We start from the raw sequence: 14,279 nt of genomic DNA, 5'->3' as shown, positions 1-14,279 counted from the left end.
AGTGACCGCCGAGTGGCATAGCAGCGATCTCTGCGTAGCCCCTGGCCCAGCGGATCCCGCAGGAACTCATCGAGTCCGAGGCCCCGGCCCGGATCGGATCGGTGCCGAGCCCGGCGAGCACACCGAGACACGCACGACGATGCGCAACGGGCACAGGGAGAAAACTGCCGACAACGCAGGCCGGAGACCTGGACCTCGACAAGCTCACACCGCCCGAAGCAGCTGAGGAGTCAGCAACATGGCAGCACGGGAACGCAAAAGGGGGCCTGACTCAGCAGAGTCCGACCCCCTTCCGACCTGCAATATGATCAGTAGTGGTAGCGGGCGGTGAGGATGACGATCTCTTTGTCTGTAACCACGTAGACGAGCCGGTGCTCGTCGTCAATCCGCCGCGACCACGCCCCGGGCAAGTGGTACTTCAGCGGCTCGGGCTTGCCGATCCCTGTGAAGGGGTCACGCTTGACGTCCTCGATGAGCTTGTTGATCCGGGCGAGCATCTTGCGGTCGTTCTTGAGCCACGACGTGTAGTCCTCCCCACCCTGGCTCGTCGAGCAGTTGAACACCATTCTCAGCACTCCAGAGTTGTGGGAGGTGACAGCTCGCCCGAACGCGTTGGGCCGGTTCGACGGCCGCGTCGTCGACATCTTCTATGACGGCCTTGAGTCATCCCAGGTCGACTTCGTCCAGTTGAGGCAGGATGCGTTGCCACTGCCGAGCGATGATGACGGTTATCGAACGGTTCTACTGCTCGGCACCACGGGTGCCGGAAAGACCACTGTCGTCCGTCAGATCCTTGGTACCGACCCGACGACCGAGCGTTTCCCATCGACATCAACCGCTAAAACCACTGTCGCCGACACCGAGCTGATCACGACTGAAGACAGTTCGTACCGGGCTGTCGTCACCTTCGTTCCCCGAGACGAGGTCATCGACTATCTGACGGAGAACGTGTCCGAGGCGGCTCTGGCTGTCCTTCGCAAGCGGTCCGAAGACGAGATCCGCCGCCGACTGCTCGACCACGTCAACCAGCGCTTCCGCTTCAGCTACGTCCTCGGTCGGGGAGTGCTCAAGGACGATGACCTCGATCTGGCCGATGACGACGAGGAGGAGGAGTTCGCTGACATCGACCCCGCTGATTACGGCTCCGTCGACTTGACGGCCACGAACACTGTCGTCGCCGCAGCAGTCGAGGCGGTGAAGTCGGTCGTCGAACGGCACTCGAGCGCCACCGCCGAGGCGTTCAAGGAGATCGAGGACGATGAGCGCGTCGTGGAGGAGCTCATCGAGGAGAGCCTCGACAGCGACCTGCGGCAGTCCGGCGAGTTCCACGCGATCGTGGACTCTTTGATCGACGAGATCGAGAAGCGATTCTCGACGCTGGAAGTCGGCGAGCTGCGGCGCAATCGTCAGGGCTGGCCGACCACGTGGTCGTGGGAGTCTGACGACCGTGCAGCGTTCCTCAAGATGGTGACCCGCTTCTCCAGCAATTTCGCCCCGCTGTTCGGACGCCTGGTCAACGGCCTCCGTGTCAGCGGTCCCTTCCAGCCAGGCTGGGCATCGGAGCCGGTCCATCTGGTGCTCGTGGACGGCGAGGGGTTGGGACACACGCCGAAGTCCGTCGCAGCACTCTCGACCCATGTCGCGACGCAGCTGCAGAATGTCGACGCCATCGTGTTGGTGGACAACGCCGCTCAGCCGATGCAGGCGGCGCCGGTCGCGGCGCTCAAGGGGATCGCGGTTTCCGGCAACGCCGGGAAGCTGCACGTCGTCTTCACGCACTTCGACCAGGTCAAGGGCCCCAACCTGCCCACCTTCGGTGACCGCGAGCAGCACGTCCTCGCGTCCGTCGAGAACGTCCTGAAGTCGATCGGCGACGAGCTTGGACCTGCCGCCGAGCGGGTCCTGTATCGACGTATTGATCAAGCTCGGTTCTTCGTCGGCGGGATTCAGGGCCAGCTTGATGCAAAGAAGCAGGCCGGCTCACGCACGATCGATCAGCTCGACGCGTTCCTGACGTTGCTCGCTCACCCCGAGCGCGCCACGGAGACCGGCCCGAGCCGCCCGGTGTTCAATCGCATGAACCTCTCCTTGGCAGTCATGGAAGCCGCCAAGACCTTCCACACCCGCTGGCGCGGAACCCTCGGTCTCGACAACAACCCCGATGCGCCGAAGGCGCACTGGACCCGGATCAAGGCGCTCACCCGGCGCCTGGCTACCGAGGGATGGGCTGACGAGTACGACGACCTCAAACCGGTCGCCGAACTTCGCTACTACCTGCAGACACAGATCCTTCTGATGCTGCAACGCCCCGAACGCTGGTCCGGTGACGAGCCCGGTGAGGACGAGAAGCAGGCGATCCTGGACGCGTTGTTGAACTCGGTCACCAACCGCCTCGTCGAACTGACCCAGCGCCGACTTCGGGACGAGGTGCGGCGCGGCTGGCAGAACGCATACCTGCAGAAAGGCCCCGGATCGACGTTTGTGCGGGCGCGGATCATCGCCAGCGAGGTCTACGAACGCGGTGCCCCGATCCCGACCGTGACCGCCTCGCCCGACCAGAACCGGTTCCTGCGCGACGTGGCCGAGGCCGTCGACGAGGTCGTCCGAGAATTCGGCGGCGATCTCGAATGACCGCTCTGCCAGACCTTCGGTTCCGGCTCGCCGTTGGGTGGATCCCCGCTGGACGAAGGGGCCGAGCTCACGAGAGGGCTCGACCCCGAGACCGCACGCCAAAAGAAGTCGACTCCAGTCACGGCAAGGAACACGCGGAGACCAACGGAGAACAGAAGAGGCAACGGGCAACCCCGCCGAACCCCGATTCTTGAGGCGCACCTCGTGCCAAACTCCTCTCGGATGCGAAGCGAACCGACTCCGTCACCACGGGTGTTCATCGCCGGTCTTCGTGTCAGCCAGTGAACGTCGAACACAAAGTTCGTGAAGGCGCACGGCCCTCACAATCGCTGTTCAAGGGGAGGTCAATGGTGAGTGCAAATTTATGTTTCGGCCCGGAACTTCGCCGTTTACGACAGGAAGCGGGGCTCACTCTGACCGAGTTCTCCGTGGCGCTCAGCTACGACAAGGGGCACCTCAGCAAGGTCGAGCGCGGAGAGCGTCCCGCATCCCCTGAACTGGCCCGGCGGTGCGACGCCTTCCTCGGCGCGAACGGCGAGCTGCAGCGCCTGGTCGTCCGCCTCGAGACCGACTCGCACACCACCGAAATCCCTGCTACCCCGAGCCTCGGGCTCGTCGGGCGCCGGGCGGTCCTCGCGGCGGGTACGGGGGCGCTGATCGACCTCGGACTGAGTCTCGGCGGTCAGGTGTCCTCTGCCGCCGACTCCCTCCTCTCCTCCTTCCTCGCACAGTTCGACCAGCTACGAAAGCTCGGCCAGTCCACTGCGCCGAAGGTCCTGCTTCCCCTTCTGGAGACGCAGACGCGCACGGTCGCAGGGCTGGCCGCCGACACCCCGTCCTCCACTCGGGCCCCCGCACTCCTGCTCGCGTCGCGGTTCGCGGAGTTCACCGGCTGGATGGCCCAGGAGGCCGGGGACAGCGACGCAGCGCTCGGCTGGACCGGTGAGGCCGCCGAACTTGCGCGCGCCGGGGGCGATCCGTACCTCGGTTCCTACGCGCTCGTGCGCCGCGCCCTGGTCACGCTCTACGACGGGGACGCCGCAGGCACCGTCGCCCTGGCCCGCCGGGCCCAGAGCGACGAACTCCCGCCGCGCATCCGGGGACTCGCCGCCCAGCGGGAGGCACAGGGACACGCGCTCGTCGGAGACGAACGCGACTGCCTCCGCAGCCTCGACAGGGCGCAGGAGCTGCTCGACAGTGACGACGCCCGCAGCGGCGCCGAGCCCGTGATCGGCACCACCCACGTGAGCGATCCGGCGGCGATGACGACCGGCTGGTGCCTGCATGACCTCGGTCGCCCCAAGGCCGCCGCCGAGGTCCTCGACCGGGAGTACCGCCGCCTCCCGCCGCACGCGTTGCGCACCCGCGCCCGGTACGGCTTCCGCAGGTCCTTGGCCCACGCCGCCTCCGGAGAGGTCGAGCACGCGTGCACGATCGCCGGAGAGCTCTTGGGGGTGATGCCGGCCGTGCCGTCGGCGACGGTGAACAGCGACGTCCGCCGTCTCGCGCGAGAACTCTCCCGGTTCCGGAGCAGCCAGCCCGTACGCGATCTGCAGCCAGCCCTGGCACGGGTACTCGCCCCCGCGCACGATTGACACCGGCTCCACGACCGACACCGGCTCGAGCCGCCCGGCTCGCCGGACTTCGCGGCCCTCCAGATCCCACGATCCCCGGCGGGCCCCTCTGCTCCCCGCCCGACGCCTAGTACCGCGCCCCGGCTTCTTCGGGCTGCCCGCGACCAGTGACGCGCCAGGCGGCGCACCGCCATCCGCCCCCGTGGACCCGCCATGCCGTAACACGGTCGGGACCTCATGGCCCGGGCTAACCGGGGCCTCGGAGCCCGGGTCGGCAGCCCCCGCGCTTGTACCCATTCACCCCCGTCTTCCTCTCGCGAAGGGAACCTTCATGTCCGACGTCTTCGTCAACTACCGCACAGGCGACGAGGAATCCGTGGCGACCATGATCGCTCGGGAGCTCACTCGGCGGTTCGGCGGCGAGCGGATCTTCTTCGCCAGCAACTCGATCGAGCTTGGACACCGCTTCCCGGTGGAACTGGCCAGGGCGGTGGAGGAGTGCAAGGCGCTCCTCGCCGTGATCGGCCCGCGCTGGGCGGAGGTGCGGGGGGCCAACGGCCGCCCCGCCCTCGAGGCCGAGCAGGACTGGACCCGTCGTGAGATCCAGACCGCGCTCGACCGCGGAATCCTGGTGATTCCCGTGCTCGTCGGAAAGGCCACGCGGATCGACCACGCTGTCCTCCCGGGCGATCTGCGGGAGTTGGCGGACTGCCAGTACAGGCGGTTCGATCACCGCAACGCCGAGTCTGACCTGATTGCGCTCGGCGACGCCCTCGCCCGGCTGCTGCCCGAGCTGGGCGCGGTGGACCGCGACGCCCGTGCGGCGCGGGAGCGAGCGGAGACGAAGTCCCGCAAGAAGTCGGTCCAGGACGCCGAGCCCACCAGGATACGGACGCGCGACGTCGAGCAGCGCGTGCGGGGCGGCATCGGAAACCTCAACGGAGACCTGTCCGGCACCTTCGTCAACGAGCCGCAGGGGTCCGTGAACACCGGTCGGGGACACCAGTACAACGCGCCCCACTTCCAGGGTGACAACACCGGGGTCCAGTTCACGGCGGGCGACAACAGCGGTACGGTCCACCAGCACTTCGAGCGCGAGCGCCGGCGCTCGGACGACGGACGATGACCGAGCAGGACCACGTCACCGTCAATGATCCGCGCGGCCCGGTGAACAACGGCGAGGGGCACCAGTACGTCTTCTACGGCGTCGGCGCAGACTGGATGATCCGCAAAGGGGTCGAGTCCCTCCAGATCACCCGTGAGGACCGGGTGCGCCTGGCCGACCGGTTCGTTCGGCCGGTGGGTTTCCGCGTCGCCGCCGACCGCCTGGCGAAGCCCGGATCGGTGGTGCTGCTGACTGCTCCGCCCGGCAGCGGCCGCCGCGCCGCGGCGATCATGCTGCTGCACGGCCTCGGTGAGGAGGGGGGCGCCGACGAGGAGGGTGCCCGGTTCGAGGAGCTTCCCGCCACGGACAAGGACGAGACCCCTCTCGCCCCCGGTGAGGGCGACCGTTTCCTCCTCGACCTCTCCGGGATCGCCGACGAAGAGGCGTACGCCAAGGCCCAGCGCCTCCTGGCCATGCGCCGGTCGCAGGTCCAGAAGGCGGAGGCCCACATGGTCGTCGTCCTGCCGTCCGGCCTGGAGCACACCCATGCGCCCGACCTCGAACCGCACACGGTGACGCTGGGGCGCCCGCGGGGCGTCGCCGTCGTCACCCGGTACCTCCGCATGGACCGGATGGCCTTCCGCTCCGCCGACTTGGGGAGCGCCGACCTCCAGCGCCTGTGCGACCGCTCCCCGATGCGGGAACTGGCGCGACTCGCGGGGCTGGTGAGGGCCGCTCGCGATAGCGGCCGGTTCGGCGCCGACTTCGCAGGTTGGCTCGACCAGGCGATACACGCGGTGACCGACCGTGCCGATGAGGCGGGTCGACAGGTGGCCATGGTCCGCTCCGCGCCCGAGCGGGCTCTCCTACTCGCGACGGCGGTGTTCGAGGAGGCCCGCGCCGACACCGTCTACGAGGCGTGGCACGGCCTGATGAGGACGGTGCGGCACGCGGAAGAGGAGACGACCGAGCTCGCGCGGACGGATTTCGGGGAACGGCTGGCGGCGCTCGGGATCGAGCGGGGCCCGGACGGTCGGCTCCGCTTCGGACGGCTGGCCTACGCCGACGCGGTACGGACGTACTTCTGGGCGAACTTCCCCGGGGTGCGCGACGACCTCAGGGACTGGATCGGTCATGCCACCGGACTGCGCGGTCTGACCACCGACGACCGAGTGAACGTCATCGTCCGCTTCGGCGAGCGGTCCTTGGCCGTCGGGCGCCCCGACCACCTCTTCGACCTCGTGGTGCGCTGGGCTGACCGCGCGGCCGGGGCGTCCATCGACCCGCGAGCCGTGGCTGCCCTCGAACTCGGTCTCAGCCACGAGAGGTTCGGGGGATGGTTCCGCAGACGGATGTACGAATGCGCGAGATCCGGCCCTTTGTCGGACGGTCTCGCCCGCGTCCTGACCGCCGCCTGTCTCCAGACTCTCGGCGCGTCGCACCCGGATCAGGCGATGGTGCGGCTCCACTACCTCGCCGTACGGAAGGGGATGGCAGCGGGTGAGGCCCGGGAGGCACTTCTCGACCTGGCCGGCCGTGACCGTCGGCTCTACCGGCTGCTGATCGACCGCCTCCGGGACCGGACGCGTGGGCAGCCGCACGCGGCGGAGCCTCAGCTCCGGCTGCTCACGGAGCTGTTGAGGAGCGACCGGGCACCGGACCCCCCGCCGTGGCCGGACCTGTTCCTGGGCTGGGAGACGGTTTTCTTCCAGCCGCCCACGGAGCTCTGGATCCCGCTGGTGAGTAGTTGGCTGAACGCCGTGGCGGGCGACAGTACGCGGGAGATGGCGCTGGACGTGATGGTCGGGGCGACGCACTGCCGCGCGGCCGCTCTCCACCGCCTCTACGCCATCGCCTGCGGCTGGGCGGGGGGCTCGCACCACTCCTCCCGAGCGGCCGTCGCCGCCCTCTTCTGGCAGCACATCGACCATGCGCAGTATGCCCGTACGGAGAGTACGGGCGCCGGACCACGGACCACGGAAGAGGCACGATGAAACACCGCATTTCCAGCCTGCTGTTCGTCGCCCTCTGCGGCCTCGCACCGGCTGTGCTCGGAAACCTCCTGCACTGGTCGGCGTTGCTGTGGGGCTTCATGTCCATGGTCACGGCCTCGGGCTCCCTACTGCTCGTGATGACGGTCCTCAGCGGTGGCCGCGCGTCGGCCGACCCGTACGAGCCCAGGGAACCCGAACCGCCCGCAGCGCCGACGGAGCGGCCGTACCAGGAGACACGGGTGGAAGACGCGGCGCTGCCGAGCGCGGCGGACGGCTACGACTTCCTGTTCTCCGCCACTGTGTTGTGGAGGTCTGTCTCCAGTCACGCCGACCGGTCCGATGATGCCTCCCCGGCTCTCGCCGTCTCCTCGGTCGTCAGCCGGGCCGTGGAGGTCGTCCGCCGCGAGCAGCCCGGCCGGGCGAGCTTCGCGCGGTATCTCCTGGAGGGGGACCTGGGCGTCCCGCTCCCGAACCGGAGCGGCCGGGTGACGGCCATGGCGGCCGATGTGACGCTGACCCTCACCCCAGCCGACCGTGAGCGCCTGCGGAAGTTGAACGACCTTCGCAAGGACGAGGAGATCTGGGAGTACGAGCGTCAGCACGAGCGCAACAAGCGGCGCTATCTCGGTGACGACGTGCTCAAGAGCGCGGGCAGCGCGGTGGTGTGGTGGTTGGCCCGTCACGAGAACGAAATCGAGAAGGCGGTCGACATGATCGGCCCGCTCGCCCAGATCGCGGCGGCGGCCAACGACAAGGAGGTGCCCGAGCTCTTCCGCCACCTGCTCGTCCCGCCCGTGGGCGCGCGGAGCGAAGCTACCGTCGGGGACCCGCTGTGGGGCGGGGACGGCCGGAGCGGAGGGATACTCGACCGCGAGGAGGAAGTAGGGGTCTCGGATCGGCTGCTCCTGCTGCTAGCGGCACTGGGCCTGAAGCCGGACATGGACGAGTACACGGTGTTCGTGCACCGTGTGGTGCGGAGCCTGGAAGCGGCAGGATTGGATGAGGCTGCCGAGGAGATTAGGCGGACACTTCTCCCGATGCCCGACAAGGGCGAGGGCGAGGGGCCGGAAGATGGGCCTTCGGACAGGGGGGAGACCTCGGGGCCCTGGTCATCGGGCTTCCCCGCCCCCGAGGGCTCACCGTTCACCGACGCGACCGCAGGCACGTTCACTCCGGGGGCGGCGGAGAGCGGCGCAGGCGAACGGAACCAAGACTGGCGGGAGACGAGCGAGGACGACGTGACGCCTCCGTACTTCTGGGACACCTCGCACAGCCCGCACCGGCCCGCCGCACCTCGCGCACGGGACGAGGACGGGGACGGGAGCTGATCCGGTACGCGGTCGGCTCTCCGAGGCTCCCCTTCACCGCACACCGCGGCGGGGGAGTCCTTTCCTGCCCCGAGACCAGGGCAAGACCATCACTCGCTGGGACGCTGACGACTCTGTTTCCCAATTCGCCGTGGCTGCTCTACGTTCTCGGCCTCGGAAGCCAGCGTGACAGGCCGACGAAGGCAAGGCTAGTCCTTCCCTACGCCTTCCACGATGGACATACGACCGAGAACAAGCCCCTGTGACAGCGAAGGATGGCCAAGGGGGGCTGGGACGAACCGTCCCAGCCCCCCTTGGCCACTTGTACTTCTGCGTTGAACTCCACCACGTCAGCGACGTGGTGGAGTTCAGTTGTTGAAGCGGAACTCCACCACGTCCCCGTCCTGCATCACATAGTCCTTGCCCTCCATCCGCGCCTTGCCCTTGGCGCGGGATTCCGCGACCGAGCCCATCTCGACGAGGTCCTCGAAGGAGATGACCTCCGCCTTGATGAAGCCCTTCTGGAAGTCGGTGTGGATGACTCCGGCGGCCTCGGGGGCGGTCGCGCCCTTCTTGATGGTCCAGGCGCGGGATTCCTTCGGGCCTGCCGTGAGGTAGGTCTGCAGACCGAGGGTGTTGAAGCCGACGTGCGCGAGCCTGGCCAGGCCCGGCTCCTCGACTCCGACCGACTGGAGGAGTTCCATGGCCTCCTCGTCGTCGAGCTCGGCGAGGTCCGACTCCAGCTTGGCGTTGAGGAAGATCGCCTCGGCGGGGGCGACCAGGGCGCTCTGCTCGGCCTTGAACGCGTCGTCGGTCAGTTCGTCCTCGTCGACGTTGAAGACGTACAGGAACGGCTTGACCGTGAGCAGGTGCAGGTCGTGGAGCAGGGCCTCCTGGTCCGAGCCCTGGGTGATGCCCGCCGCGAACAGCGTCTGCCCCGCGTCCAGGATCTCCTTGGCCGCCTCGATCGCGGTCACCTTCGCCACGACGTCCTTCTTGATCCGCGACTCCCGCTGGAGGCGCGGCAGGACCTTCTCGATGGTCTGCAGGTCCGCGAGGATCAGCTCGGTGTTGATCGTCTCGATGTCGTCCTTCGGCGAGACCTTGCCGTCCACGTGCACGACGTTCTCGTCCTTGAAGGCCCGGATCACCTGGCAGATCGCGTCCGACTCGCGGATGTTCGCGAGGAACTTGTTGCCCAGGCCCTCGCCCTCGCTCGCGCCGCGCACGATGCCCGCGATGTCGACGAAGTCCACGGTGGCGGGCAGGATCTTCTGCGAGCCGAAGATCTCCGCCAGCTTGGTCAGCCGGGCGTCGGGGACACCGACCACGCCCACGTTCGGCTCGATCGTGGCGAACGGGTAGTTGGCCGCCAGCACGTCGTTCTTGGTCAGGGCGTTGAAAAGGGTCGACTTGCCGACATTCGGCAGACCGACGATTCCGATCGTGAGCGACACGTTGCGACTTCCCGTACGTGAGGGTGTGGGGCGAGGACTGGGCCAGGAGGATGCTCGGGCCGATCCACCAGTCTACGGCGTGCCGCGCCTCGCACCGGCGACGTATCGAACGCTTGGCCAAGCTCGGCCAAAGCGCGTGTCTAGAGGGTCATTCCGCACATAACCCGACCTAAGTTGTCCCAGTGGAGCAACACAGGACACGTCCTCCCCAGTCACAGCCATCACGAGGCGGCACTCCCCTTCCCCCGCAGGCCAGGCGGGGCGGTGCCCGTACGACCCGGCAGGCCGGGGCCGGTGTCCCGCGTGCCCCCCGTACCGCACTGCCCGGCTCACCGCTCGTCCAGGCCGTACGCCGGTTTCCCAACCCCCGGCTCACCGGGCTGGGCAGCGGACTGTTCTGCACCGCGTCGATGTTCGCGCTGGCCTGTCTGATCCAGCTGCTGTTCGGGGCGTCGCTCGTCGTTTACGGAGTGCTGTTCCTGCCGGTCTGCGTGCTGACCGCGGTGTGGGTGCGGCGGGCCGACCTCGTCACCGCGGTCGTCGCCGTGCCGATCGCCTTCGCCGTCGGGCTGCTCCCGATCGCCGACAGCGACGGCGGCTTCGGCGGCCGGCTACTGGGTCTCGTCACCGCACTCGCGATGCACGCCGGGTGGCTGTACGGGGGCACCCTGCTGGCCGGGGTCATCGTGACCGTGCGCAAGGCGCGGATGATGACCCGCAAGGCCGCACAGCGACGCCGGGCGGTCTGAGCGCCCGGCTGGGCGATCTGGCTGCCCGGCTGGCCGACGGTGACGAAGTTGCGGTTCGGTGGGGGCGGCCGCGCGGTTCCCCGCGCCCCCGGAAAGCGCCCGGGACGGGGGCGGGCCGGGCACTCAGTCCGTCTGGGCCGCCCGCATCGCCGCGCCCACGATCCCCGCGTTGTTCTGCAACTGGGCCGGCACGATCTCCGCCTTGATGCCCTCGATCAGCGGCAGGAACTTCTGCGACTTGCGGCTGACTCCGCCGCCGATGATGAACAGCTCGGGCGAGAAGAGCATCTCCACGTGGGCGAGGTACTTCTGGACGCGGTGCGCCCAGTGCTCCCAGGAGAGGTCGTGGTCCTCCTTGGCCTTCGTGGAGGCGTGCTTCTCCGCGTCGTGGCCGTTCAGTTCGAGGTGGCCCAGTTCCGTGTTCGGGACGAGGGTGCCGTTCACGAAGAGGGCGCTGCCGATCCCCGTACCGAACGTGAGGAGGAAGACCGTGCCCTTGCGGCCCTTGCCTGCGCCGAACTGCATCTCGGCGACGCCCGCCGCGTCCGCGTCGTTCAGGACGGTCACCGGCAGCCCGCCCAGCCGGTCGCCGAGCAGGGCGCGCGCGTCGGTGTCGATCCAGTCCTTGTCCACGTTGGCCGCCGTGCGGATGGTGGAGCCTCCGGTGACCACCCCCGGGAAGGTGATGCCGACCGGGCCCGTCCAGCCGAAGTGACCGACGACCTCCTTCACACCGTCCGCCACCGCGTCGGGTGTCGCCGGATGCGGCGTGAGCACCTTGTAGCGCTCCTCCGCCAGGTCGCCCTTGTCCAGGTCCACGGGAGCGCCCTTGATCCCTGAACCGCCGATGTCCACGCCGAAGATCTGCATGGCTCTACGTTACGTCGTGGGACGGACAGTCACTCGGCCGAGGGGGTGGTTCCGGTGCGCTGCGCCACCAGGGCCGCCGCCTCCGCGCGCAGGTCGCGGCGCAGCTCCTTGGGCAGCGAGAACGTGATGGACTCCTCGGCCGCCTTCACGAGCTCGACGTCCTCGTAACCGTGGGTCGTGAGGTACTCCAGGACCTGCTCGACGAGGATCTCCGGCACCGAGGCCCCGGAGGTGACGCCCACCGTCGAGACGCCCTCGAACCAGCTGTCGTCGATCTCGTCGGCGAAGTCCACGAGGTACGCCTCCCGCGCGCCCGCGAGCTTGGCGACCTCGACGAGCCGTACGGAGTTGGACGAGTTGCGCGAGCCGACCACGATGACCAGCTCGGCCTGCTCGCCCATCTGCTTCACCGCGAGCTGGCGGTTCTGCGTGGCGTAGCAGATGTCGTCGCTCGGCGGGGAGATGAGCTGCGGGAACTTCTGCTTGAGGGCGTCCACCGTCTCCATGGTCTCGTCGACCGACAGGGTCGTCTGGGAGAGCCAGACGACCCTGGAGGGGTCGCGGACCTCGACCTTCGCCACGTCACCGGGGCCGTCGACCAGCGTGATGTGGTCGGGCGCCTCTCCTGACGTGCCGATGACCTCCTCGTGGCCCTCGTGGCCGATGAGCAGGATGTCGTAGTCGTCGTCCGCGAACCGGACGGCTTCCTTGTGGACCTTGGTGACCAGCGGGCACGTCGCGTCGATGGTGGCGAGCTTCCCGGCCGCGGCCTCGTCGTGGACCACGGGGGCGACGCCGTGCGCCGAGAACATGACGATGGACCCCTCGGGGACCTCCGCGGTCCGCTCGACGAAGATCGCGCCCTTCTTCTCCAGGGTCTGCACGACGTACTTGTTGTGGACGATCTCGTGGCGGACGTAGATCGGTGCCCCGTACTGCTCCAGGGCTTTCTCGACGGCGATCACGGCACGGTCGACACCCGCGCAGTAGCCACGGGGAGCGGCGAGCAGGACACGGCGGCCAGTCGAAGCAGTCATGCGTCCCATCGTAAGGCCGCGCCCGGCAGGTCAGGGATCACCCCTTTGGGGAGACTGGTCGAAGGCTGGGGAGCCGGGAGGGGGCGCAGGCGGCACGACTCTCGGGAGGCATGGATGTCCGGTACGGATTCACCGGCCCGCACGGCCGACGGCGAACAGGGCCTGCGGCGCAGTCTCGGCTTCCGCGACCTGGTCGTGTACGGGCTGCTGTTCATCGCCCCGATGGCGCCGGTCGGTGTCTACGGAACCCTCGACGCCAGATCGCACGGGGCGGTCGCGCTGGTCTACCTGGTCGCCACGGTCGCGATGGCGTTCACCGCGTTCAGCTACGCGCAGATGGTGCGGGTCGTCCCCCAGGCGGGTTCGGTGTTCGCCTACGCGCGCGTGGGGCTCGGGAAGGAGGCCGGGTTCGTCGCCGGGTGGATGGCGATGCTGGACTACCTCCTCATCCCGGCGGTGGCGTACCTCTTCTCCGGGATCGCCATGAACTCCCTGGTCCCGGGCGTCTCACGATGGGTGTGGACGGCGCTCGCGGTCGTCGTGACGACGCTGCTGAACCTGTGGGGCGTACGGGCCGCCGCGCGCGTCGGTTTTCTGGTGCTCGCGATGGAGATCGTGGTCCTCCTTGTCTTCTTCGTGTCGGCGATCGTCGTCCTCGCGCGCGACGGGGCGCAGCGGGGCTGGCTGTCGCCGTTCTCCGGAGACGGCTCGCAGGGGGCGTTCGCGCTGTCCGCGGTCCTCGGAGCGGTGTCGATCGCGGTGCTGTCGTATCTCGGCTTCGACGCGATCGCCTCCTTCGCGGAGGAGGTCACCGGCAGCTCGGAGAAGGTCGCCAGGGCGGTGCTGTTCTGTCTCGCCCTCGCCGGTGTGCTGTTCATCGCACAGACGTATCTCGTCGCTCTCCTGGAGCCGATGTCGTCGGCGCGGCTCGCCGACGATCCGGTCAAGCAGGGGTCGGCCTTCTACGACGCCGTGGACACCTCCGTCGGCGCCTGGCTGCACGACCTGGTGGCCGTGAGCAAGGCCATCGGGGCGGCGTTCGCGGCGCTGGCCGGGCAGGCGGCGGCGGGGCGGCTGCTGTTCGCGATGTCACGTGAACGGCGGCTGCCGCGCGCCCTGTCGAAGACGGACTCCGGGGTGCCGCGGGTCGCGCTGCTGTGCGCGGCCGTCATCACGCTGGTCGCCGCGGTGTGGGCGGCGCGGCGCGACGACGGGATGGACCATCTGGTGTCGGTGGTCGACGTGGGCGCGCTGACCGCCTTCACGCTGCTGCACGCGAGCGTGGTGGGGTGGTTCGCCGTGCGGCGGCGGGGTGGGCCAGTCGTGTGGTGGCGGCATGTGGTGGTGCCGGTGGTGGGGGCGGCGATCACCGTGCTGGTGATCTTCGAGGCGTCCGGGGCGGCGCAGGTGGTGGGGGGCGTGTGGTTCTTGGTGGGGGTCGGAGTGCTGGTGGCTCAGCGGGGGCGGGCACCTGCGTCCGGCTGAGCTTGTGCGTTCTCACCCCTGGGCCTGCGCCCCGTGCGCCGATGTTCGTCTGCGGGGCCGGTGAGGGCTG

At 68.8% G+C, this 14,279-nt stretch carries 11 protein-coding genes; 7 read left to right on the top strand and 4 right to left on the bottom strand.

All coding sequences use genetic code 11. The annotated features are described in order from the left end of the window. Positions 1-308 precede the first annotated feature (308 nt). The gene (locus ACIOKD_RS05790; RefSeq protein WP_402078656.1) at positions 309-566 is read right to left on the bottom strand and encodes a Txe/YoeB family addiction module toxin; all 258 of its coding nucleotides are present in this window, start codon (positions 564-566) and stop codon (positions 309-311) included. Between ACIOKD_RS05790 and ACIOKD_RS05785 the strand changes: the two genes are divergently transcribed. The 5 genes from ACIOKD_RS05785 to ACIOKD_RS05765 all read left to right on the top strand — a co-directional run bounded on the left by ACIOKD_RS05785 (position 556) and on the right by ACIOKD_RS05765 (position 8,632). Beyond that, positions 556-2,631, top strand: a complete 2,076-nt coding sequence (locus tag ACIOKD_RS05785; protein ID WP_402078652.1) for a hypothetical protein — start codon at positions 556-558, stop codon at positions 2,629-2,631. The two genes, ACIOKD_RS05790 and ACIOKD_RS05785, sit on opposite strands and share 11 nt — an antisense overlap. 347 nt (positions 2,632-2,978) lie before the next feature. Next, on the top strand, positions 2,979-4,226 hold the full coding sequence (locus tag ACIOKD_RS05780) for a helix-turn-helix domain-containing protein (RefSeq protein ID WP_402079225.1): 1,248 nt from the start codon (positions 2,979-2,981) through the stop codon (positions 4,224-4,226). 310 nt (positions 4,227-4,536) lie between these two features. Beyond that, positions 4,537-5,331, top strand: a complete 795-nt coding sequence (locus ACIOKD_RS05775; RefSeq protein WP_402078649.1) for a TIR domain-containing protein — start codon at positions 4,537-4,539, stop codon at positions 5,329-5,331. After that, positions 5,328-7,304, top strand: coding sequence for a hypothetical protein (locus tag ACIOKD_RS05770; protein WP_402078647.1), 1,977 nt, complete (start codon positions 5,328-5,330; stop codon positions 7,302-7,304). Before ACIOKD_RS05775 ends, ACIOKD_RS05770 begins: the two co-directional genes overlap by 4 nt. After that, entirely contained in the window at positions 7,301-8,632 is a 1,332-nt protein-coding gene (locus tag ACIOKD_RS05765; RefSeq protein WP_402078644.1) for a hypothetical protein, read from the top strand. Before ACIOKD_RS05770 ends, ACIOKD_RS05765 begins: the two co-directional genes overlap by 4 nt. Before the next feature lie 347 nt (positions 8,633-8,979). Here the strand turns inward: ACIOKD_RS05765 and ychF are convergent, their stop codons facing one another. Next, positions 8,980-10,068, bottom strand: coding sequence for a redox-regulated ATPase YchF (gene ychF, locus ACIOKD_RS05760; RefSeq protein ID WP_402078640.1), 1,089 nt, complete (start codon positions 10,066-10,068; stop codon positions 8,980-8,982). Positions 10,069-10,250: 182 nt separating this feature from the next. Between ychF and ACIOKD_RS05755 the strand changes: the two genes are divergently transcribed. Further along, on the top strand, positions 10,251-10,817 hold the full coding sequence (locus ACIOKD_RS05755) for a DUF6542 domain-containing protein (RefSeq protein WP_402078636.1): 567 nt from the start codon (positions 10,251-10,253) through the stop codon (positions 10,815-10,817). A 123-nt stretch (positions 10,818-10,940) separates the two neighbouring features. Here the strand turns inward: ACIOKD_RS05755 and ppgK are convergent, their stop codons facing one another. Next, positions 10,941-11,687 (bottom strand): polyphosphate--glucose phosphotransferase, encoded by a 747-nt coding sequence (gene ppgK, locus ACIOKD_RS05750; protein ID WP_402078634.1) that lies wholly within the window; start codon positions 11,685-11,687, stop codon positions 10,941-10,943. A 29-nt stretch (positions 11,688-11,716) separates the two neighbouring features. Then, positions 11,717-12,733 carry a 4-hydroxy-3-methylbut-2-enyl diphosphate reductase gene (locus tag ACIOKD_RS05745; protein ID WP_402078630.1) on the bottom strand — a complete coding sequence of 339 codons (1,017 nt, stop codon included), beginning with the start codon at positions 12,731-12,733 and terminating at the stop codon, positions 11,717-11,719. Positions 12,734-12,838: 105 nt separating this feature from the next. On the opposite strand from ACIOKD_RS05745, the gene ACIOKD_RS05740 reads away from it, so the two are divergent. After that, positions 12,839-14,209 carry an APC family permease gene (locus tag ACIOKD_RS05740; RefSeq protein WP_402078628.1) on the top strand — a complete coding sequence of 457 codons (1,371 nt, stop codon included), beginning with the start codon at positions 12,839-12,841 and terminating at the stop codon, positions 14,207-14,209. Positions 14,210-14,279 lie beyond the last annotated feature (70 nt).

Source organism: Streptomyces sp. NPDC087844 (assembly GCF_044742785.1).
Taxonomy (GTDB): domain Bacteria; phylum Actinomycetota; class Actinomycetes; order Streptomycetales; family Streptomycetaceae; genus Streptomyces.
The sequence above is the reverse complement of the archived record's forward strand: the minus strand, read 5'-3'. Positions and strand labels throughout refer to the sequence as shown.